The sequence below is a fragment of the Pseudomonas sp. N40(2020) genome, from assembly GCF_014472415.1.
Lineage (GTDB): Bacteria > Pseudomonadota > Gammaproteobacteria > Pseudomonadales > Pseudomonadaceae > Aquipseudomonas.
Genome location: NZ_JACSZV010000017.1, coordinates 1 through 22,155 on the forward strand (window position 1 = coordinate 1; position 22,155 = coordinate 22,155).

Consider the following 22,155-nt stretch of genomic DNA (forward strand, 5'->3'; position numbering starts at 1 on the left):
CGCTCCCACATTTGAAATGCATTCCAATGTGGGAGCGAGCCTGCTCGCGAAAGGGGTAACGCGGTCTTGCAGACCGGCGTTATTCCATGTCCTTGAGCCACTCGGTGCTCTTGAACCACTTGTCATGGATGCGATCGTAGGTGCCGTCTTCGTGGATCTGGTGCAGGAAGTTGTTGATGAAATTGAGGCTGTCGTAGTCACCCTTCTTCAGACCGAAGGCCAGTGGCTCGTAGGTGAAGGGCTTGTCGAGGAACACCAGTTTGCCGGCGCCGACCTTGTTTACCGCGACAACGTTGTATGGCGCGTCGTAGATGAAGGCGTCGGCCTTGCCGTTGACCACGTCGAGCACGGCTTCCTGCTCGTTGTCGTAGCCGTGGTACTTGGCTTTGGAGATCAGCTTCTTGGCGACCATTTCACCGGTGGTGCCGAGTTTTGAGGTAATGCGGTAGTCGGCGGTGTTCAGGTCTTTATACGACTTGATGGTGCCTTCCAGTTCCTTGCGGATCAGCAGGGTCTGGCCGACGACGATGAACGGTTCGCTGAAGTTCAGGCGCAGGTTGCGTTCCTGAGTCAGGGTCATGCCGCTGCCGATCATGTCGAACTTGTCGGTCATAAGCGCCGGGATAATCCCGTCGTAACCGGTCGAAACCAGCTCCAGCTTGACGCCCATGGCTTTGGTCATGGCTTTGAGGATGTCGACTTCGAAGCCGATGATCTCGCCGCGCTTGTTGGTCATCTCGAACGGCATGTAGGTCGGATCCATACCGACTTTCAACGTGCCGCGTTTGACCGCTTCATCAATTGCGCCAGCCTGCGCCGCAGTGACTGCAACCAGTGCCGTGACGCCGACCAGCAGCATCGACAGATACTTCTTCATCTTCAAGTCCCCAAAACCATTGCGTTTGCGGCGCGAAAACCAACAGAGACGGGCAAAAATGCCCGGGTGCGCCAATTCGGGGACGGATGCTAACGCACTCGTTCGTTTGCACAAGGTTTTTTGATCGATTGCAGATCAGCGCCCTCTGTCGTCAGGGCAAAAAAAACCCCGCTTTCGCGGGGCTTCTTATCAGGCCGGTTGAGCTTGCATGCTCACCGGTCGCAGCGGCAGCAGCGGCGCATGCGGATCGGCTTTCACCGAAGCCCGCCATGCGTCCAGCCACTCGGCGTGACCTTCGCCCCAGACCTGCTCATGCAAGCGCGCCAGCGCAACCGGGTCGCTCAGCAGTTGCAGACGATCATGGTTATTCAACCCGGCAGGGCCAACCTTGATCGCGTGACGAACACGCTCCTGACGCAGCCATTCGATCGGCTCGGCCTGACCGTGACGGGAAGTCGCCAGCGAGCACGCCAAAGCGTTCTGCTGCGGATCGACCACTGCACGGATAAAGCCGTCATTCAGCGCATGCCAACGGTTCTCGTGGGTGTACTGATCCGTCGCCAGCAGCGCCTGTGGCGGATTGTATTCCTCAGGGATGAGGAACAGGCTCTCGTCACGGGATTTGAGGCCCAGACCGACACGGCTGGAAATCACCGACACCGGGATCGACAGCATCAGCGAACCGACAATCGGTACCAGCCACCACAGGAAGCTCGGGTTCAGCCAGATCACCAACAGCGCCCAGCAGAAGCCCAGCAGGGTCTGCGGGCCGTGGCGCTTGGCCGCCTCGCTCCACGGTGTGGAGTCGTCGTCACGCTGTGGCGAGTTCCAGGTCGCGGCCCAGCCGAGGAACGCGGCCAGTACGAAACGGGTGTGGAAAATCATCCGCACCGGCGCCAGCAGCATGGAGAACAGCATCTCCAGCAGCATCGACAGCGTTACCTTGAACTTGCCGCCGAACTCTTTCGCGCCCTTGGCCCAGATCAAGATGATGCTCAACAGTTTCGGCAGGAACAGCAGCACGATGGTCGTCGAGAACAGCGCGATCGCCTTGTCCGGGTGCCATTGTGGCCACAGCGGATAGAGCTGACGCGGCTCAAGGAAGTACTGCGGCTCCATCAGCGTGTTCACCGCCAGCAGCGCAGTCGACAACACCAGGAAGAAGAACCACAACGGCGCCGACAGGTACGACATCACGCCGGTGAGGAACACCGCGCGGTGTACCGGGTGCATGCCTTTGACCAGGAACAGACGGAAGTTCATCAAGTTGCCGTGGCACCAGCGACGGTCACGCTTGAGTTCGTCGAGCAGGTTCGGCGGCAGTTCTTCGTAGCTGCCTGGCAGGTCGTAGGCAATCCACACGCCCCAACCGGCACGACGCATCAGCGCGGCTTCAACGAAGTCGTGAGACAGAATCGCACCGGAAAACGCGCCCTTGCCCGGCAACGGCGCCAAGGCGCAGTGGTCGATGAACGGCTTCATGCGGATGATCGCGTTGTGACCCCAGTAGTGGGATTCGCCCAACTGCCAGAAGTGCAGACCCGCGGTAAACAGCGGCCCATAAACACGAGTGGCGAACTGCTGCATGCGCGCATACAGAGTGTCCATGCCCGACGCACGCGGCGCGGTCTGGATGATCCCGGCGTCCGGCGTAGCTTCCATCAGGCGCACCAGACTGGTCAGGCACTCACCGCTCATCACGGAGTCAGCGTCGAGTACGACCATGTACTTGTAGTCACCGCCCCAGCGACGGCAGAAGTCGTCGAGGTTGCCGCTCTTGCGCTTAACGCGACGGCGACGGCGGCGATAGAAGATCTTGCCGAAGCCCTTGGCTTCGCGACAGACGTCCAGCCAGGCCTGTTGCTCGGCCACGCAGATGTCGGTGTCGTTACTGTCGCTGAGCACGAAGAAGTCGAAGCGATCCAGATCACCGGTAGCAGCGACCGACTCAAACGTCGCACGCAGACCGGCAAATACCCGTGGCACGTCTTCGTTGCAGATCGGCATGACCAGCGCGGTACGAGCGTCTTTGGCAATCGGCTCGTTGCCGGCGCTTTTGCCGGAAATGCGGTATTTATCGTGACCGGTGAGCAACTCGAGGAAGCCCATCAGTGCCGTCCAGAAACCGGCCGACACCCAGCAGAACAGAATACCGAAGAGAATCAGAATGCTGGTTTGCAGCGCATACGGCAGCACTTGCGTGGCGGTTTGCAGCAGCGGCTGGTGCAGGACTTCGTCCAGATCGACGAACGACCAGCCCTGGTACGGCATGATGCCTTTCATGTACCAGCCGGCAACGATGGTCTGGCCGAGCATCAACACCAACAGGATGTAGCGGCGGATCGAACCGACAGTGCGCCAGCGCGCGGCCGGCAGGACGTTCTCGTCCTTCGGCGGTTGCGGTGGATTGGTACGGCCGGTCATACGACGCCAGCCACGCACCAGAATATTGGTGCGCCATGGCTCCGGAACGACTTTTGTCCGACGAATCGGCGGTGTGGCCTTGAGGCTGACTCGACCGCTGGCGTCGAGCACCAGCATTTCCGCCTCTTCAAGCTCTTCGGCGGTGCTCAGGGTCAGGCGCTTGCCCACCGAAGCCTGGGCGGCTTCGGTGGGGGCGTCGAACGTCGAGGACGACAGGCGTTGATGCAGCTCGCTGAACGACTGGCAACCCGCGAGTTCCGCGCGCTGCTGGTCGGTCATCGGCAGATGCGCCAGATACTCGGACAGAGTCTCTGGCTGTACTTGAGAGTTACTCATCGGCAGGCAACTGATAGCTCCAGGTCTCGGTCAGGACTTCTTCAGTCGGCGCCGATTCCGGTGTGGCTGGGGCCGCGTCCGCAGCGACTGGCTGCTTGGCGTCTTTGTTGGCCTTGTCCTTGGCATCTGCAACTGGCTTGGCGTCGGCCTGTTTGGCCTCGGCGGCCTTGGCTTCCTTGTCGAGCTTCTCTTGCTGCTTGGCGGCAACCTTGTCGGCCTTGGCGACGGACGAGTTGGACGCCGGCACCGAAGATTTGGCCAGATCAGCGGTCACGATTGGCTGCACCAGGGCGGCTCGCATCTCGGTCGACTTGCTCGCGTCCTTGATCTTCATCCGCAGGGTCAAGCGCCAGCCCTTGGTTTCCGGGTTGTAGCGCACGCTGTTCTCGACCAGTTCAGCGTTGTCGCCGACGCTGACCTGACTGCGCACGTCGGCATCCGGGGCCAGAGCGGCCAGCGATGGGCCTTCGAAGTCGACCAGATAGGCAACGCTGCCGTCCGGCTGACGGATCAGGTTCGATTGTTTGACGTCACCGGTGGAACGCAGAGTCTGCGCAACCCAGGCGCTGTCCGGCGCGTGAATCGCCGCTTCGTCCATGGTCCAGTGCATGCGGTAAGCGAAGTCCAGCGGCTGGCCTGGCTCCGGCATTTTTTCCGGGCTCCAGAACGCAACGATGTTGTCGTTGGTTTCGTCGGCAGTCGGAATTTCGACCAGATCGACGGTGCCTTTGCCCCAGTCGCCCTTCGGTTCGATCCACGCGCTTGGGCGCTTGTCGTAGCGGTCGTCGAGGTCTTCGTAGTGGCTGAAGTCACGGCCACGTTGCAGCAGACCGAAACCACGCAGGTTTTCGACGCTGAAGTTGCTCACGGCCAGGTGTTTCGGGTTGTTCAGTGGGCGCCAGATCCACTCGCCGTTGCCGGCATGGATCGACAGACCGCTGGAGTCGTGCAGCTCACGACGATAGTTGAGGACTTTCGACGGCTGGTTGGCGCCGAACAGGAACATGCTGGTCAGTGGCGCGATGCCCAGTTTGCCGACCTTGTCACGCAGGAACATCTGCGCCTTGACGTCGACAATGGTGTCGCTGCCCGGACGCAGGATCAAACGGTAGGCGCCGGTGGCACGCGGCGAATCCAGCAGAGCGAAGATCACCAGGTGCTTGTCGCCCGGCTTCGGCTGTTGAATCCAGAATTCGCGAAAACGCGGGAATTCTTCACCCGACGGCAGCGCGGTATCGACCGCCAGACCACGGGCCGACAGACCGTAGGTGTGACCCTTGCCGACGACGCGGAAGTAGCTCGCGCCGAGCATGGTCATGATTTCGTCTTGCTTGTCGGCTTTGTTGATCGGGTACAGCACACGGAAACCGGCATAACCCAGTTGTTCGGTGGCTTTAGGATCGAATTTCAAATCGCCGAAATCGAAACGCGTCGGATCGTATTTGATCTCTTCGACGGTGTTCGCCGTGATTTCGTTGATTTTCACCGGTGTATCGAAGTGCATACCCTGGTGATAGAAGGACAGTTTGAACGGCGTCTTCTGATCAGCCCACTCAGCCTTTTCGGTGAGGAAACGGATTTTCTGATAATCCGCGAACTTCATGTCGCGGAACTCGTTCGGCAGGTTGCTGCGCGGGGCTTCGAACTTCTGCCCGGCCAGCTCTTTAGCCTTGGCGGATACATCGTCAAGATTGAACGCCCAAAGCTGACCGGCGCTGAGCAGGCACAGGAGCGCCGAACCCGCTACCAGGGCACTTCGCATGCGTTTGGCAGACATTTTTGCTGCATTACAGGGACTAACGATCACGAGCAACCCTCGCCGAAAACAGATCAAAAAACCAACGGCCAGATGAAGTGTCTTTAAAGGTATCGGCATTGAAAAGCCGACCTACCAGAGCACCCTTGCCAAGTTGGCGAGCATTGTTCCGACTCCGCTAGGGCAAAATGATTCCCCAATCGGATCCAGACAAGTCTCTACCTAAGTCAAAAATGGACCAACGAACGCTGATCCCCATAGCGCGCGATTATCTAGTAGCCCGCGTGACAACGCATCAGGGGTAACAAAGTATTTATCGCGAAAACACCCTAAAAACAGTCGAAATTTCCTAAAAAGGTGTTTCAGGTGCTTTCAGGTCTGTAACAAAAAGGTAACAGGGCCATCGTTGACCAAATGCACCTGCATATCGGCGCCGAATCTACCTGATGCCACAGTGCCATGCACCTGTTTCGCTTTGCTCAATAGATAGTCGAACAATTCCTCGCCCAGCGCCGGAGGGGCGGCGGTCGAAAAGCTCGGCCGCAACCCGCTTTTGGTGTCGGCCGCGAGGGTGAACTGAGAGACCAGCAACAGCCCGCCGCCAACGTCCGCGAGGGACAAGTTCATCTTGCCCTCGGCGTCACTGAATACCCGATAGTTAAGCAGCTTATGCAGAAGTTTGTCGGCGCTGGCACGCGTGTCGTCGGGTTCGACCGCCACCAGCACCAGCAAACCGTGATCTACCGCGCCAACCACCTCTCCCGCCACTTCGACTCGCGCGCCACGCACGCGTTGTAAAAGCCCCTTCATGCTTCTTCGGGCGGCAGGTCGAGCAGGCGTCGGGCCATTTGACCGGCGGCACGCACCAATGCGTCGGTGATACCCGGTTCGGACGCAGCGTGGCCGGCATCGCGGATCACTTGCAGCTCACTGTTCGGCCAGGCCTGGTGCAATTCCCAAGCGTTATCGAGCGGGCAGATCACGTCGTAACGGCCGTGGATGATCACGCCAGGCAAGTGAGCAATCTTGCCCATATCGCGAATCAGTTGGTTCGGTTCAAGGAAGGCGTTATTGGTGAAGTAGTGGCATTCGATCCGCGCAATAGACAAGGCGCGCTGCGGTTCGGAGAAACGATCGACCACCAGCGGGTTCGGCCGCAGGGTCGCGGTGCGCCCTTCCCAGGTCGACCAGGCTTTGGCCGCGTGCATCTGGGCGATCTGATCATTGCCGGTCAGGCGCTTGTGGAAAGCGTTGAGCAGGTCGTCGCGCTCGTCCACTGGGATCGGCGCAATGTAGTCCTGCCAGTAATCGGGGAACAGACGGCTGGCACCGGCCTGGTAGAACCACTCGATTTCCTGCGGACGGCAGAGAAAGATCCCGCGCAGGATCAGACCGTGAACGCGCTCCGGATGGGTTTGCGCGTAGGCCAGTGCCAGGGTCGAACCCCACGAGCCGCCGAACAGCACCCATTTGTCGATGCCCAGGTGTTTGCGGATTCGCTCAAGGTCGGCGACCAGATCCCAGGTGGTGTTGTTTTCCAGGCTGGCGTGCGGGGTGGAGCGTCCGCAGCCGCGCTGGTCGAAGGTGACAATGCGGTACAGGTTCGGATCGAAATAACGGCGGCTCTGTGCATCGCACCCGGCACCGGGGCCGCCGTGGATGAACACGACCGGCAAGCCTTCCGGCGAACCGCTTTCGTCGACGTACAGCGTATGCGTGTCATCGACAGCCAGATCGTGCCGGGCGTGTGGTTTGATCTGCGGAAACAAAGTCTGCATTGCGCGCTCCGTAAGGGGTCGAGGTCATCCCTGGGGGGACTTCTATTATTCTGCCGTTGGGCATCATAAACCCGATTTACGTCAATGAGCATGCTCCCACAGAAAGAGGTTTATGCGCTGTAGCGGGATTTGCCCCAGGCGATGAAGCCTTGCAGCAACTCCTTGAGCACCACCCGTGTCGGCTCGGCCAGATCGGCGCGATAGCGGAACGGTTCGAACTCTTCCATGTACGTGCTCTGCCCCAGTTCCAGTTGCACGGCGTGGATGTTCTCGGCCGGGTTGCCGTAATGGCGGGTGATGTGGCCGCCCTTGAAGCGACCGTTGAGCACATGGCTGTAATCGCCATGACGCGCGCAGATCGCTTCCAGTTGCGCGGCCAGTTGCGGATCGCAACTCGCGCCGTTGAAGGTGCCGAGGTTGAAGTCCGGCAATTTGCCGTCGAACAGGTGCGGGATGATCGAGCGGATCGAGTGTGCGTCAAACAGCAACGCGTAACCGAACTCGGCCTTCAGCCGTGCCAGCTCCTCTTGCAAGGTGCGGTGATACGGCGTCCAGATCTGCTCCAGATATGTCGCGCGTTCTTCTTTCGACGGCTCCAGCCCTTCCTTGAACAACGGGATACCGTCGAACAGCGTCGCCGGGTACAGCCCGGTGGTGGCGCCGGCGTACAGCGGCTTGTCGTCGGACGGCCGGTTGAGGTCGATGACGAAACGCGAGTACTCGGCCGCCAGCGTGCTGGCGCCGAGTTCTTCGGCAAAGTCGTAGAGCTGCGGAATATGCCAGTCGGTGTCCGGCAGGCTTTTCGCATCGCCAATCAGGCCGGCCTCGACCACCGGGGTCAGACGTACACCGGCATGGGGCATGCTGATCAGCAGCGGCACGCGACCTTGTTTGAAGTTCAGAACCTTATCCACAACCGCTCTCCTACAGACTTGATTCAACGCCGTGACGCACGACGCGTTTGTCCAGATCACCACCTAGCCAATAGGCCAGATCCGCCGGACGATCGATGTGCCAGGCGACGAAATCCGCGACCTTGCCGACTTCCAGTGAGCCGTGAGTGTCGGCCATGCCCAACGCATGCGCGGCATGAATCGTCGCGCCGGCCAAGGCTTCTTCCGGGGTCATACGAAAGCAGGTGCAAGCCATGTTCAGCATCAGGCGCAACGACAGCGCCGGCGAGGTACCGGGGTTGAGATCGCTGGCGATGGCGATCTTCACCTTGTGCTTGCGCAGGGCGTCCATCGGCGGCAACTGGGTTTCACGCAGGAAATAGAACGCGCCCGGCAGCAGCACCGCGACGGTGTCGGATGCGGCCATGGCGATGGCGTCGGCTTCGTCCATGAACTCCAGGTGATCGGCGGACAACGCGTGGTAGCGCGCGGCCAGGCTGGAGCCGTGCAGCGACGACAATTGCTCGGCGTGCAGTTTCACCGGCAGACCGAGTTTTTGCGCGGTGATGAACACGCGCTCGACTTGCTCCGGCGAGAACGCCAGGTATTCGCAGAAGGCATCCACGGCATCTACCAAGCCTTCAGCGGCCAGCGCTGGCAACATCTCGGCGCAGATGTGATCGATGTAGTCGTCGGCGCGATCCTTGTATTCCGGTGGCAACGCGTGGGCGGCCAGGCAGGTGCTGCGCACGCTGATCGGCAGCTCTTTTGCCAGGCGACGGATGACCCGGAGGATTTTGCGTTCATTGGCTAGATCGAGACCGTAGCCGGACTTCATTTCCACCGTGGTCACGCCGTCGCGCATCAGGCTTTTCAAGCGTTTGGCGGCGCTGGCGAACAGTTCGTCTTCGGTTGCTTCACGAGTGGCGCGTACGGTACTGGCAATGCCACCGCCCTGCGCCGCGATCTCGGCGTAGCTGACACCTTGCAGGCGCTTTTCGAATTCGCCGCTGCGGTTGCCGCCGAACACGGTGTGGGTGTGGCAGTCGATCAGGCCCGGAGTGACCCACGCGCCTTGCAGATCGTTGACCGCCGGGTATTCGCCCGACGGTAATTGATGACGCGGGCCGATCCACTCGATATGCGCACCGGACGTCACGATGGCCGCGTCCTCGATGATCGAGTAGACACCTTGCGCCATGGTTGCGACGTGGCAGTGTTGCCAGAGGGTTTTCATCCCTTAGTCTCCACACTATTCAAAATCGATTTCGCGAGCAGGCTCGCTCCCACAGGGATACGCATTCCAACTGTGGGAGCGAGCCTGCTCGCGAAGAGGCCCTTACAGGCTAGGCAGCAATTTCGCCGGAACCAGCTCAGTCAAACACCGCGAAGCCAACAACTCAGTTGCCGCATTGATGTCCGGCGCAAAAAACCGGTCCTTCTCATAGAACGGCACTTCCTTACGCAGAATCGCCCGAGCCCTTTCCAACTTCGCCGAAGTCTTCAGGCCGTTACGCAGATCCAGCCCCTGTACCGCCGCGAGCCATTCCACCGCGAGAATCCCGCGAGTGTTCTCCGCCATTTCCCACAAGCGTTTGCCGGCAGCCGGGGCCATGGACACATGGTCTTCCTGGTTGGCCGAGGTCGGCAGGCTGTCCACCGAATGCGGATGGGACAGCGCCTTGTTTTCACTGGCCAGTGCCGCCGCCGTCACTTGGGCGATCATGAAACCGGAGTTGACCCCGCCATTGGCCACCAGGAACGGCGGCAGTTGCGACATGTGCTTGTCCATCATCAGAGAGATGCGGCGTTCGCTCAGCGAGCCGATTTCAGCGATGGCCAGGGCCATGTTGTCAGCGGCCATGGCCACCGGTTCGGCGTGGAAGTTACCGCCGGAAATCACATCGCCTTCAGCGGCGAACACCAACGGGTTATCCGACACGGCGTTGGCTTCGACCGCCAGCACCTCAGCCGCTTGACGGAATTGGGTCAGGCAGGCGCCCATGACTTGCGGCTGGCAACGCAGCGAGTACGGGTCTTGAACCTTCTCGCAGTTCTGGTGTGAGTCGGACACTTCGCTACGCTCACCCAGCAGATCACGGTAAGCAGCGGCGGCGTCGATCTGGCCTTTCTGGCCACGGGCGGCGTGGATACGCGCGTCAAACGGCGAGCGCGAGCCGAGCACCGCTTCAACGGTCAGACCGCCCAACGCGATCGCACCGGCAAACAGATCCTCACCTTCAAACAGGCCACGCAAGGCGAACGCAGTCGAGACCTGAGTCCCGTTGAGCAGCGCCAGACCTTCTTTCGCCGCCAGCGTCAGTGGTGTCAGACCGGCGACTTTCAGCGCTTCAGTCGCTTCCATCCACTCGCCTTTGTAACGCGCCTTGCCCTCGCCCAGCAGCACCAGCGACATATGCGCCAGTGGCGCGAGGTCACCGGAAGCACCCACCGAACCTTTCAGCGGAATATGCGGATAGACCTCGGCATTGATCAGCGCAATCAGCGCATCGATCACCTGCCGACGAATCCCGGAGAAACCACGGCTGAGGCTGTTGACCTTGAGCACCATGATCAGACGCACCAGCGCATCGCTGATCGGCTCGCCGACGCCGGCGGCGTGGGACAACACCAGCGAGCGCTGGAGGTTTTCCAGGTCTTCGCTGGCAATACGAGTCGAGGCCAGCAGGCCGAACCCGGTGTTGATGCCGTAGGCGGTGCGGTTCTCGGCGAGGATCTGTTCGACGCAGGCCACACTGGCTTCGATCTGCTGCGATGCGCTGTTGTCGAGGGTCAGCTTGACCGGGTTTTGAAAAACGTCACGCAGTTGAGCCAGGCTCAGTTGGCCGGGGATCAGGTTTAGCGCAGTCATTTAAATGCTCCTTTTGAGAGATTGTTATTGGCTCGCCAGTCGCTCCGGAGCATTCCGTTATCCGTCGCATTTCGCTTTTTGGGCGATCCGCGCCTTGGCACGCTGGCGTTTAAGAAATCAGTGCAAATTCGGTAATACGTTGTGCAGCAAATTCGGGGCTTTCAAAACGCTCGCAGCGGCGGCGATATCCGGCGCCAGCCAGCGGTCCTGATCGTAGGCCGGGACTTTCTCACGCAGCAGGCGCCACGCGATATCGGTGCCCGCGCCAAAGCGCTGCGCTTTCAAGAATTCAAACGCCTGGGCCGCCAGCAGATATTCGATGGCGAGGATCTGCGTACAGTTTTCCAGCGCGCGATGCAGCTTCAGCGCGGCGCTGGTACCCATGCTCAGATGGTCTTCCTGCAAACCGGAGGTGACGTAGTTGTCGAGCACCGCCGGTTGCGCCAATTGGCGGTTTTCCGCACACAGCGACGCGGCGACGTATTGCACGATCATCATCCCCGAGTTCACCCCCGGATTGGCCACCAGAAACGCCGGCAAACCGCTGACGTGCGGGTTGACCAAACGATCGAGACGGCGCTCGGCAATCGAGCCGATTTCCGCCACTGCGATCGCCAGCAGATCAGCGGCCATCGCTACCGATTGGCCGTGCGGATTGGCTTGCGACATGACGCGGAAATCGTCCGGCGTACCCAACAGCAACGGGTTGTCGGTGCAGCCGTTGAGTTCGGCTTCGACCTGTTTGATTGCGTGCTCGAGTTGATCGCGCGCGGCGCCATGCACCTGCGGGATCGAACGAATGCTCAAGGCATCTTGAGTGCGAATGCCTTTGCTCGACGCGATCACTTCACTGCCATCAAGCAACGCGCGCAGATTGACACCAACCTGCTGCATGCCCGGGTGCGGTTTGAGCGCAATGATCTCGGCATCGAACGCATCGATCTGACCACGCTGAGCTTCGAAACTCATGGCGCCGATGACGTCGGCCCATTGCAGCAGACGCGTGGCATCGGCGATGGCCAGACAGCTGAGGCCAGTCATGCACGGCGTACCGTTGACCAGACACAAACCGTCTTTCGCGCCGAGTTGCACCGGTTGCAGGCCCTCTTCGGCCAAGGCCTGTTGTGCAGAAACAATCTGCCCGCGATAGCTGACATTGCCCACGCCCAGCAGCGCAATGCCGATGTGCGCCATGTGGGTCAGGTAGCCCACCGAGCCTTGCGACGGAACCTGCGGGGTGATGCCACGGTTGAGCAGTGCCAGCAGTGCTTCGACGACCCGGCGGTGCAGGCCGGATTTGCCTTGGCTGAAGTTGCGGATCGCTGCGCAGAGGATGGCGCGGGTCTGTTCGTCAGGCAGTACCGGGCCGACGCCGCAGGCGTGGCTGAGCAAGGTGTTGCGCGACAACTGGCTGAGTTGTTCGTCTTTCAGCGAGACGTTGGACAACCCGCCCAGACCGGTGTTGACGCCATAAGCGCGCTCGCCGCTGACGACAATGCGCTGGACGATGGCCTGAGCGTTTTCGATGCGCGCCCAGGCCTCGCCCGACAGCTCAAGTTGCGCGCCGTGCCGCGCGACGGCGACCACGTCCTGCCAACGCAGATGGTCGCCGGTGATCACGATTTTTTCAGCCTGGGACATCACTAACCTCAACCAAATATTGATGCAGCTTCACCGGCGCCTTCGCGAGCAGGCTCGCTCCCACATTGGAATGCACTCCCCTGTGGGAGCGAGCCTGCTCGCGAAGAGGCCAGCTCAGCCAACACAAATTTACTTAAACCACCGCCGCACGCCGCTGCACGAACCGGTCGACATACTCATCCGCCGGCGAATGCAGGATCTCGCGCGGCGTACCGACCTGAATCAGCTTGCCGTCCTTGAGGATCGCAATGCGGTTGCCGATGCGCACGGCCTCGTCGAGGTCGTGGGTGATGAAGACGATGGTCTTGTGCAGGGTCTTTTGCAGTTCCAGCAACTGGTCCTGCATCTCGGCGCGGATCAGCGGATCCAGCGCGCTGAACGCTTCGTCCATCAGGATGATGTCAGTGTCCGCCGCCAAGGCACGGGCCAGGCCGACACGCTGACGCATGCCGCCGGAAAGCTGATGCGGGTATTTGTTTTCGTAGCCCTTGAGGCCCACGGTGTTGATCCAGTGCAGCGCCCGCTCGGCGCACAGTTGCTTGCTCTCGCCGCGCACTTTCAGGCCGTAGGCGACGTTGTCGAGCACGGTCTTGTGCGGCAGCAGGCCGAAGCTCTGGAAGACCATGCTGATCTTGTGCCGGCGAAATTCGCGCAGGGCTTCCATGTCGTATTGCAGGATGTCCACGCCGTCCACCAGGATCGCGCCGCTGGTCGGGTCGATCAGGCGATTGAAATGGCGCACCAGCGTTGACTTGCCGGAGCCGGACAGGCCCATGATCACGAAGATCTCGCCGGTGCCGATGCTCAGCGACAGGTCGTTGACCCCGACCACGCAACCGGTTTCGTTCAGCACCTGATCTTTGGTCTTGCCCTGACCAACCATGGCCAGGGCGTCCTTGGCGCGGTTGCCGAAAATCTTGAAGACGTTTTTGACTTCGATCTTGCTCACGGTTGCGTTGCTCATTTGCTCACCTCATGCCGTGGCCGACCATACGCCTGAGTAATGCGGTCGATGACCACTGCGAGAATCACGATCGCCAGACCGGCCTCAAGACCCCGTCCGACGTTGAGGGTCTGAATCCCCACCAACACATCTTCACCCAAGCCACGGGCGCCGATCATCGAGGCGATCACCACCATCGACAGGGCCATCATGGTGGTCTGGTTGATCCCGGCCATGATGCTCGGCAGGGCCAGCGGCAGTTGCACACCGAACAGTTGCTGCCAGCGGTTGGCGCCGAACGCATTGATCGCTTCCATGACTTCGCCGTCGACCTGGCGAATGCCCAGATCGGTCAGGCGAATCAGCGGTGGCGCGGCGTAGATCACGGTCGCGAAAATCGCCGGCACCTTGCCCAGACCGAACAGCATCAGCACCGGGATCAGGTACACGAAACTCGGCATGGTTTGCATGATGTCGAGCAGCGGCATCAGCACCGAACGCAGGCGATTGCTGCGCGCCGAGAGAATCCCCAGCGGTATGCCGATCAGCACCGAAATGATCGTCGCGACCATCATCAGCGCCAGGGTTTGCATGAGTTTGTCCCACAGGCCGACAGCGCCAACGAGGAACAGCAGACCGACGATCACCGCCGTGGTCACCACTTTGCGCGTTGCGTGCCAGGCGACGACACCGACGATTGCCAGCATCAACCACCACGGCGCTGCACGCAGCAGGCCTTCAAGATTGACGATGGCCCACAGCAGGGTGTCCGAGATCTGGCGGAACACATCACCATAGTTGGTGACCAGGGAATCGACCCAACCGTTGACCCAGTCGGCGATGGAAAAGGTAAAGCTTTCGGGAAACATAAGAGACTCTCAATCAAGGGGTTGCGATCAAGCATCCGACTGCCGTGGCCGGCAGCCGGAGAAGCTGGACCTACAAGGCCGCGTCGATCTTTTTGGCTGCGTCTTCGCTCACCCATGCGTGCCAGACTTCAGGATGTTCCTTGAGGAAGATTTTCGCCAGTTTTGGCGACTCGATACGTTCCTTCGCCATGCGGCCGAGGTTCTGGTTGAGCAGGTCAATTGGCAGGTTGACCTTCTCCAGCACGGCCACCAGCTCCGGGGCTTGCTCGTGGAAGGTCTTGGACAGGCCGACCTTGATCGTCACGCGCTTGTCGACGCCCGGCTTTTCTTCCAGTTTGACCAGATCGACCTGGCCCATCAGCGGGGTTGGCGACCAGTAGTAGAACAGGATCGGCTCGCCACGCTTGTAGCTCGACAGCACCGCCGCATCCAGCGCCGGGCCGGTGCCCGGACGGAAGTTGGTGTAGCTGCTTTCCAGACCATAGCTTTTCAGCATTTCGCTGTTGTCCAGCTCACAAGTCCAGCCGGCCGGGCAGTTGTAGAAACGGCCTTTGGAGGGCTCTTCGGCGTCCTTGAACACAGCAGAGTACTTGGCCAGATCAGCGATGTTTTTCAGGTCAGGGGCTTTCGGCTCAAGTTTGCGTTTGGCGTCGCCTTCGATCACGTAACGCGGCACGTACCAGCCTTCGATAGCGCCCACTACAGGGGCGCCAACGCCGACGACTTTGCCGGCCTTCTCGGCCTTGTTCCAGACCTCGCTGCGGCCGACCCACTCTTCGGCGAACACTTGAATGTCGTTGCTGCTCAGGGCGTTTTCCATGGTGATGGAGTTGCCCGGCAGGCTGTCGGTCTTGCAGTCATAACCTTTTTCCAGCACCACTTGCAGCACGTCGGTCAGCAGCATGCCGCTTTCCCAGTTCAGACCGGCGAATTTCACCGGTTTGCCCGATTCGCACCAGCCGGCGGCTTGAGTTGCGCCAGCGCTGGCCAACAGGCCCATGGACAGCAATGTAGTCAGCAGGGTCTTGTTCGATTTCATTGTTGCGACGCTCCTAATCATGAATTGGCTTACGGCAGTCAAGAGGCATCCAGCCCTGTCCACGTCCAATCAGGCCTGCGCCGCAGCGCGAACGGCCCCACTTGTTTTAGGTTGTACAACGCTGTCCTGCTCGACCGGCAGAATCAGTTGATCGGGTACTGGGCTGTGCCATTTTTTTGCGCACACGTAATACACGGCGGCAGGCAGCACCAGACCGATGATCCAGGAGATATCCACATCACCGAGAGCGGCCACCAGCGGACCGGTATAGAACTTGGTGGAGATGAACGGCAATTGCACCAGTACCCCGAAGACATAAACGCTGATACCGAGTAGGTTCCAGCGGCCATAGCGACCGTTCGGATCGGCCAGCGCCGGCACGTCATAGCGCTCGCGAGTGATGCAGTAGTAGTCCACCAGGTTGATCGCGCTCCACGGCGTGAAGAACGCGAGCAGGAACAAGATGAAAGACTTGAACGCACCGAGGAACGAGTGCTGACCGAGCAACGCGATCAGGGTCGCCGCCCCGACGATGAACAGCACGAACACCAGACGCTGCATGCGCGAGACCTGCAGATGACCTTTGAAACCGCTGATGATGGTGGCGATGCACATGAAGCTGCCGTAGGAGTTCAGCGTCGAGATGGTCACCTTGCCGAACGCAATGCTGAAGTACAGCAGCGCAGCGGTGGCACCGGTTCCGCCCAGACCGACGATGTAAGCCACTTCATGGCCGGCGAACTGGCCGTTGGCCGAAGCGGCAGCAAACACACCAAGGATCATCGCCACTTGGGCGCCAATCACCGAACCGGCGCCGGCGGCGAAAAAGGTTTTCACCGCTGACGTCTTGCTCGGCAGGTAGCGCGAATAGTCAGCCACATAAGGGCCGAAAGCGATCTGCCAGGACGCCGCGAGCGACACCGCCAGCAGGAAACTGCTCCAGCTGAAGTGGCGGATTTGCAGGAGTGCGCCGACGTCGGTCTGGCTCATCAGGCGCCAGAACAGAAAAACGAACGCAATCACGCCAATGACGCTGGCGACGCGGCCAATCCAGTGGATGACCCGATAACCCATCACCGTCACCAACACGATTACGCTGGCGAAAATCAGAATGCCGATGCTGTCGCTGACGCCAAACAACTGGCCCAGCGCCTGGCCGGAAAGCACCGTGCCCGTTGCGGTGAAGCCCAGGTACATCAGGCACACCAGCACGATCGGGATGGCTGCGCCATAAACCCCGAACTGCACGCGGCTGGAGATCATCTGCGGCAGGCCAAGCTTCGGCCCTTGCGCCGCATGCAACGCCATGACGCCGCCGCCCAGCAGTTGACCGATCAACAGACCGATCAACGACCAGAACACATCACCGCCCAGCACCACGGCCAACGCCCCGGTGACAATCGCAGTGATTTGCAGGTTGGCACCCATCCAAAGGGTGAATTGGCTGAACAGACGACCGTGTCTTTCCGCTTCCGGGATGTAGTCAATCGAACGCCTTTCGATCAACGGTTTGTTGCCTGCACGATCGGGACTGACAGCCATGGTTCAACCTCTGTGGATTGTTATTCTGGGTTGGTTCGTACCCCTGTAGGAGCTGTCGAGTGAAACGAGGCTGCGATCTTTTTGAAGATCAAAAGATCGCAGCCTTCGGCAGCTTCTACAGGTTTTTGCGTTTATTTACCGGTAATCATCGGCAGGTTCAGGCCCTGTTCCTTGGCGCAGTCGATGGCGATTTGGTAACCGGCATCGGCGTGACGCATGACGCCGGTGGCCGGGTCGTTGTGCAGCACGCGCGCAATACGCTCGGCCGCTTCGTCAGTACCGTCGCAGACGATCACCATGCCCGAGTGCTGGGAGAAGCCCATGCCGACGCCGCCGCCGTGGTGCAGGGAAACCCAGGTCGCGCCGCTCGCGGTGTTGAGCAGAGCGTTGAGCAGTGGCCAGTCGGACACGGCGTCGGAACCGTCCTGCATCGATTCGGTTTCACGGTTCGGGCTGGCGACCGAGCCAGAGTCGAGGTGGTCGCGACCGATCACGATCGGCGCCGACAACTCACCGCTGCGGACCATTTCGTTGAATGCCAGACCGAGCTTGGCGCGCAGGCCCAGGCCAACCCAGCAGATACGTGCCGGCAGACCCTGGAAGCTGATGCGCTCGCGGGCCATGTCCAGCCAGTTGTGCAGGTGGGCGTCGTCCGGGACCAGCTCTTTGACCTTGGCATCGGTTTTGTAGATGTCTTGCGGATCACCCGACAGCGCCGCCCAACGGAACGGGCCGATGCCACGGCAGAACAGCGGACGGATGTAAGCCGGTACGAAACCCGGGAAGTCGAATGCGTTCTCGACGCCTTCTTCCTGGGCCATCTGACGGATGTTGTTGCCGTAGTCGAAGGTCGGGATGCCTTGCTTCTGGAATTCCAGCATCGCTTTGACGTGCACGGCCATCGACTGCTTGGCGGCTTTGATCACAGCGGCCGGTTCGGTCTTGGCGCGGGCGCGGTATTCGTCCCAGGTCCAGCCGGCCGGCAGGTAACCGTTGAGTGGGTCATGGGCGCTGGTCTGGTCGGTGACCATGTCCGGGCGCACGCCGCGCTTGACCAGTTCCGGCAGGATTTCTGCAGCGTTGCCCAGCAGGGCGATGGAAATCACTTTGCCTTCTTTGGTGTACTTGGCGATGCGCGCCAGCGCGTCGTCGAGATCGGTGGCTTGCTCGTCGACGTAACGGCTTTTCAGGCGGAAATCGATGCTGACCTGCTGGCATTCGATGTTCAGCGAGCAGGCGCCGGCCAGGGTTGCGGCCAGAGGCTGAGCACCGCCCATGCCGCCCAGACCTGCAGTCAGGACCCACTTGCCGGTGAGGTTGTCGTTGTAGTGCTGACGACCCGCCTCAACGAAGGTTTCGTAGGTGCCTTGAACGATGCCCTGGCTGCCGATGTAGATCCAGCTGCCTGCGGTCATCTGGCCGTACATGGCCAGGCCTTTGGCGTCGAGTTCGTTGAAGTGCTCCCAACTCGCCCAGTGTGGAACCAGGTTGGAGTTGGCGATCAGTACACGCGGGGCGTTGCTGTGAGTCTTGAACACGCCGACCGGCTTGCCGGATTGCACCAGCAGGGTCTCGTCGTCGTTCAGGTTGGTCAGGCTCTCGACGATCTTGTCGTAGCACTCCCAGTTCCGCGCGGCGCGACCGATACCGCCGTAGACCACCAGCTCTTTCGGGTTCTCGGCGACTTCCGGGTCGAGGTTGTTCATCAGCATGCGCAGCGGCGCTTCGGTCAGCCAGCTCTTGGCGGTCAGCTTGTTGCCGCGCGATGCACGGATTTCGACGTCACGGTGCTTCGTAAAGGTAGTAGCAGTGGTCATCTTGTTGTCAGTCACGAAAAAGACTCCTCAGCGATCAATTCAAACCAACCCTGGCAGTGGGCAAGCAGCCTGTGCGCTTCAATGCGCGACAAGCGAATCAGTGGACGCTGCGGACTTATACGCATACGTCTTTACTTGTACATACAAGCATATGCAATCAAGCGGCCAACTTGCTGGTGGAGTGCTCAATAAAAATTGCGGATACGACTGGAGGGCGCCTGAATCAAGGGTTCTGGCGTGGGTGAAATTTTTCGCGGGGGTGGTTTTGGAAGTTGGGGAGTTGTTACGAGAGCGTGGTTTTGCGCCACGCTGGGGCGTTCGGTAACAAGTTGGTGCGTGGGTTGGGAACACCCCAAAAGCAAAAAGATCGCAGCCTTCGGCAACTCCTACAGGGTGGTCATCAATCCCACTGTAGGAGCTGCCGAAGGCTGCGATTTTTTGATTGTTTCTGGATTAGCGCGCAGTGAGTTCGATTACGCAGCAGACCGCATCGACGGCGACTTCAACCAGCCCGGTGTTACCGTCCAGTTGCAGGCAATCGTGTCGGCCAAGTTGCGCAACGCTGTCACCGACCCGCACCTGCAGCAACTCACTGACACTGAACACCAGCACGGTCCCCGCCGAGCTGAAAAACCGCTGCTCACCGTCCAGCCACTGCAAGCGCGCGCTGTAGCGCTGCGGCGCGTAGATCAGGTTGAAGTCACGGATTGCGCCGCCGAGCAGCGTGCAGGAAACCTGGCTCTCACCGCTGAAGGCGAACGGGTCGAGGGGTAACAGTGGCCGAGTGTCGTCACCGTCGACGCACAAAGTCATACCGTCACCTTGCAGCACAGTGATCACCCGCTGGTAACCGGCGAAGGTCGAAAAGCCGCCGGACTCGGCGATATCGGCAATCGACAGACGCCAGCCAAAACCATCAAGACCAGCCCCCGAGTCGCGGGTGATTTCTTCAGTGCTGCCGCCGCCGTTTTTCCACGGCATGCGCGGGTAGCCTTCGGCGCGTAAAACCTTCAAACCATTCATTTATGCTCTCTATTTATGGAACCGGCCTTCCAGACGATGACGGGAACCCGGGTGAATCAATCGCGCGGCGGTCACCGGCTGACGGCCCGACCATGTGCGACGGCGAATCAGCAGGCATGGCTCGCCTTTTTCGATTTGCAGCAACTTGCACTCGGATGACTCGGCGAGGATCGCTTCGACTACGTGCTCGCCCTCGGTCAGTGGCGCGACTTGATTGAGATAGGCGTAAGGCGTTTGCAGGGTGAAGTCCTGCTTGAGGTATTCCGGGGCGACCAGCGCATTGACGAAACGGTCTTCGATTTGCACCGGAATGTCGTTTTCGTAATGCACGATCAGCGAGTGAAAGACCTTCTGCCCTTCGCGCATGTCCAGTGCCAACGCACGTTCGGAGCCGGCGGCCTCTTCTTCGAGGGTGATGACCTGGCAGGTGTGGCGATGACCGCGCGAGGCGATCTCGTCGGCGATGTTGTGTACTTCGAACAGCGCGGACTGGCTCTTCGGTTCGGCGACAAAAGTCCCGACGCCTTGCATACGCACCAACAGGCCGTCGGCGGTCATCTCGCGCAGCGCGCGGTTGATGGTCATGCGGCTGAAACCGAGCTGATTGACCAGTTCGCTTTCCGACGGTACGCGGTAGTGCGGCGGCCAGTTACCGCTGTCGATCTGCTGGGTGATCATCTGTTTGACGCGGGCGTACAAGGGCGCCGGACTGTCGCCCATGTTCGCGGCCAACGGGGAAACTGGAGGCGGAGTCGGCACGGTGAATCCTTGTTCGTCGGTAGAGGTTGCTAGCTTGCCGGAGTTTACCGGGCAGGCAAACGTCTGTATATGTATATACAAATAACACACGATGGGGTGCTGAACCATGTCCGCTTTCTTTGCCGAGCGCGCGCTGCTGCCTAACGGATGGGCCAACAATGTACGTCTTGAGGTCAGCGCCGATGGCGTGTTGACCCAAATCCAGGCCGATTCCACCGCAGATGGCGCCGAACGGTTAAGCGGTCCGCTGCTGCCGGGGATGCCCAATCTGCACTCCCACGCGTTCCAGCGAGCAATGGCCGGTTTGGCCGAAGTGGCCGGTAATCCCAACGACAGTTTCTGGACGTGGCGCGACTTGATGTATCGGCTCGTCGGAAAAATCAGCCCCGATCAACTCGGCGTCATCGCCCGACAGCTGTACATCGAAATGCTCAAGGCCGGTTACACCTCGGTGGCCGAATTTCACTACGTGCATCATGACAGCAACGGCCAGCCTTACGCCGATCCGGCCGAGTTGGCGTTACGCATCAGTCAGGCCGCCAGTGAAAGTGGTATCGGTCTGACCCTGCTGCCGGTGCTCTACAGCCACGCAGGTTTCGGTGGGCAGATCCCGAATGACGGCCAGCGCCGCTTCATCAACAGCACCGAAAACTACCTGAATCTGCAGTCACGCTTACAGCCGCTGCTGGCGCAACAGAAGGCGCAATCCCTGGGCCTGTGCTTCCACTCGTTGCGCGCGGTCACCCCGCAGCAGATCAGCGAAGTGCTGGCGGCCAGCGACAAGCAGTGCCCGGTGCACATTCACATCGCCGAACAGCAGAAGGAAGTCGACGACTGCCTGAGCTGGAGCGGTCGTCGTCCGCTGCAATGGCTGTACGAAAACACTGAGGTCGATCAGCGCTGGTGCCTGGTTCACGCCACCCACGCCAACCCGGAAGAAGTCACGCTCATGGCCAAGAGTCGCGCCATCGCCGGCCTGTGCCTGACCACCGAGGCGAATCTCGGCGACGGGATTTTCCCGGCGGTGGATTTCCTCGCTCAGGGCGGGCGCATGGGTATCGGTTCCGACAGCCATGTGTCGCTCAGCGTGGTGGAAGAATTGCGTTGGCTGGAATACGGCCAGCGTCTGCGTGATCAGCGGCGTAACCGTTTGTATGACGCAGATCAGCCAATGGTCGGGCGCACGCTGTACGACGCGGCGCTGGATGGCGGCGCTCAGGCGCTGGGGCAGCCGATTGGTGCGCTGGAAGTCGGCAAACGCGCGGACTGGATTGTGCTCGATGGCAACGATCCGTATCTGGCGACAGCCACTGGCGACGGGATTTTGAATCGCTGGCTGTTTGCCGGCGGCGATCGTCAGGTGCGTGATGTGCTGGTCAATGGCCAGTGGGTGGTGCGCGATGGGCGGCATGCGGCAGAAGAAGAAAGCGCTCGGGCGTTCACCCAAGTCCTGCGCGAACTTCTGGGCTGACCCAAAACCAAATGTGGGAGCGAGCCTGCTCGCGAAAGCGGTGTATCAGTCAACATTTTCGTTAACTGACACGCCCTCTTCGCGAGCAGGCTCGCTCCCACATTTCGATTTTGTG

The 22,155-nt window shown here is 60.3% G+C and carries 17 protein-coding genes; 1 reads left to right on the forward strand and 16 read right to left on the reverse strand.

The genetic code is table 11. The features are described 5' to 3' along the window. Window positions 1-79 precede the first annotated feature (79 nt). The 16 genes from IAI51_RS12935 to hutC form a co-directional block, all read right to left on the reverse strand. The gene (locus tag IAI51_RS12935; protein WP_187678844.1) at window positions 80-877 is read right to left on the reverse strand and encodes a transporter substrate-binding domain-containing protein; all 798 of its coding nucleotides are present in this window, start codon (window positions 875-877) and stop codon (window positions 80-82) included. Between the two features lie 189 nt (window positions 878-1,066). Beyond that, a complete protein-coding gene (gene mdoH, locus IAI51_RS12940) occupies window positions 1,067-3,637 on the reverse strand; it encodes a glucans biosynthesis glucosyltransferase MdoH (protein ID WP_187678845.1) in 2,571 nt (856 codons plus the stop codon). Next, complete coding sequence (locus tag IAI51_RS12945) at window positions 3,630-5,414, reverse strand: glucan biosynthesis protein G (RefSeq protein ID WP_187678846.1); 1,785 nt, start codon at window positions 5,412-5,414, stop codon at window positions 3,630-3,632. Before IAI51_RS12945 ends, mdoH begins: the two co-directional genes overlap by 8 nt. A gap of 351 nt (window positions 5,415-5,765) precedes the next feature. Continuing rightward, window positions 5,766-6,203: a D-aminoacyl-tRNA deacylase gene (gene dtd, locus IAI51_RS12950; RefSeq protein WP_187678847.1), complete on the reverse strand. Its 438-nt coding sequence runs from the start codon at window positions 6,201-6,203 to the stop codon at window positions 5,766-5,768. After that, a complete protein-coding gene (pip, locus tag IAI51_RS12955) occupies window positions 6,200-7,171 on the reverse strand; it encodes a prolyl aminopeptidase (RefSeq protein ID WP_187678848.1) in 972 nt (323 codons plus the stop codon). Before pip ends, dtd begins: the two co-directional genes overlap by 4 nt. Before the next feature lie 110 nt (window positions 7,172-7,281). Continuing rightward, complete coding sequence (gene hutG / locus IAI51_RS12960; RefSeq protein ID WP_187678849.1) at window positions 7,282-8,085, reverse strand: N-formylglutamate deformylase; 804 nt, start codon at window positions 8,083-8,085, stop codon at window positions 7,282-7,284. 10 nt (window positions 8,086-8,095) lie between these two features. Further along, the gene (hutI, locus tag IAI51_RS12965; RefSeq protein ID WP_187678850.1) at window positions 8,096-9,301 is read right to left on the reverse strand and encodes an imidazolonepropionase; all 1,206 of its coding nucleotides are present in this window, start codon (window positions 9,299-9,301) and stop codon (window positions 8,096-8,098) included. 102 nt (window positions 9,302-9,403) lie between these two features. Next, on the reverse strand, window positions 9,404-10,936 hold the full coding sequence (hutH, locus tag IAI51_RS12970; RefSeq protein WP_187678851.1) for a histidine ammonia-lyase: 1,533 nt from the start codon (window positions 10,934-10,936) through the stop codon (window positions 9,404-9,406). Window positions 10,937-11,053: 117 nt separating this feature from the next. Continuing rightward, on the reverse strand, window positions 11,054-12,577 hold the full coding sequence (gene hutH / locus IAI51_RS12975; protein ID WP_187678852.1) for a histidine ammonia-lyase: 1,524 nt from the start codon (window positions 12,575-12,577) through the stop codon (window positions 11,054-11,056). Window positions 12,578-12,710: 133 nt separating this feature from the next. Beyond that, complete coding sequence (locus tag IAI51_RS12980) at window positions 12,711-13,541, reverse strand: glycine betaine/L-proline ABC transporter ATP-binding protein (protein WP_187678853.1); 831 nt, start codon at window positions 13,539-13,541, stop codon at window positions 12,711-12,713. Beyond that, window positions 13,538-14,389, reverse strand: coding sequence for an ABC transporter permease (locus IAI51_RS12985; protein WP_042557230.1), 852 nt, complete (start codon window positions 14,387-14,389; stop codon window positions 13,538-13,540). The genes IAI51_RS12980 and IAI51_RS12985 overlap by 4 nt, the downstream gene beginning before the upstream one ends. Window positions 14,390-14,459: 70 nt before the next feature. Next, window positions 14,460-15,428, reverse strand: a complete 969-nt coding sequence (locus tag IAI51_RS12990) for an ABC transporter substrate-binding protein (RefSeq protein WP_187678854.1) — start codon at window positions 15,426-15,428, stop codon at window positions 14,460-14,462. A 69-nt stretch (window positions 15,429-15,497) separates the two neighbouring features. Then, complete coding sequence (locus IAI51_RS12995) at window positions 15,498-16,970, reverse strand: purine-cytosine permease family protein (RefSeq protein WP_187678855.1); 1,473 nt, start codon at window positions 16,968-16,970, stop codon at window positions 15,498-15,500. Between the two features lie 131 nt (window positions 16,971-17,101). Next, window positions 17,102-18,787 carry a urocanate hydratase gene (gene hutU / locus IAI51_RS13000; RefSeq protein ID WP_187678921.1) on the reverse strand — a complete coding sequence of 562 codons (1,686 nt, stop codon included), beginning with the start codon at window positions 18,785-18,787 and terminating at the stop codon, window positions 17,102-17,104. A gap of 453 nt (window positions 18,788-19,240) precedes the next feature. After that, window positions 19,241-19,810, reverse strand: coding sequence for a HutD family protein (locus IAI51_RS13005; RefSeq protein ID WP_187678856.1), 570 nt, complete (start codon window positions 19,808-19,810; stop codon window positions 19,241-19,243). Window positions 19,811-19,819: 9 nt separating this feature from the next. Further along, window positions 19,820-20,530 (reverse strand): histidine utilization repressor, encoded by a 711-nt coding sequence (gene hutC, locus IAI51_RS13010; protein ID WP_162130175.1) that lies wholly within the window; start codon window positions 20,528-20,530, stop codon window positions 19,820-19,822. Between the two features lie 145 nt (window positions 20,531-20,675). Here hutC and IAI51_RS13015 point away from each other — a divergent pair, with 145 nt between their 5' ends. After that, window positions 20,676-22,040 carry a formimidoylglutamate deiminase gene (locus tag IAI51_RS13015; RefSeq protein ID WP_187678857.1) on the forward strand — a complete coding sequence of 455 codons (1,365 nt, stop codon included), beginning with the start codon at window positions 20,676-20,678 and terminating at the stop codon, window positions 22,038-22,040. The last annotated feature ends 115 nt before the right edge of the window (window positions 22,041-22,155 follow it).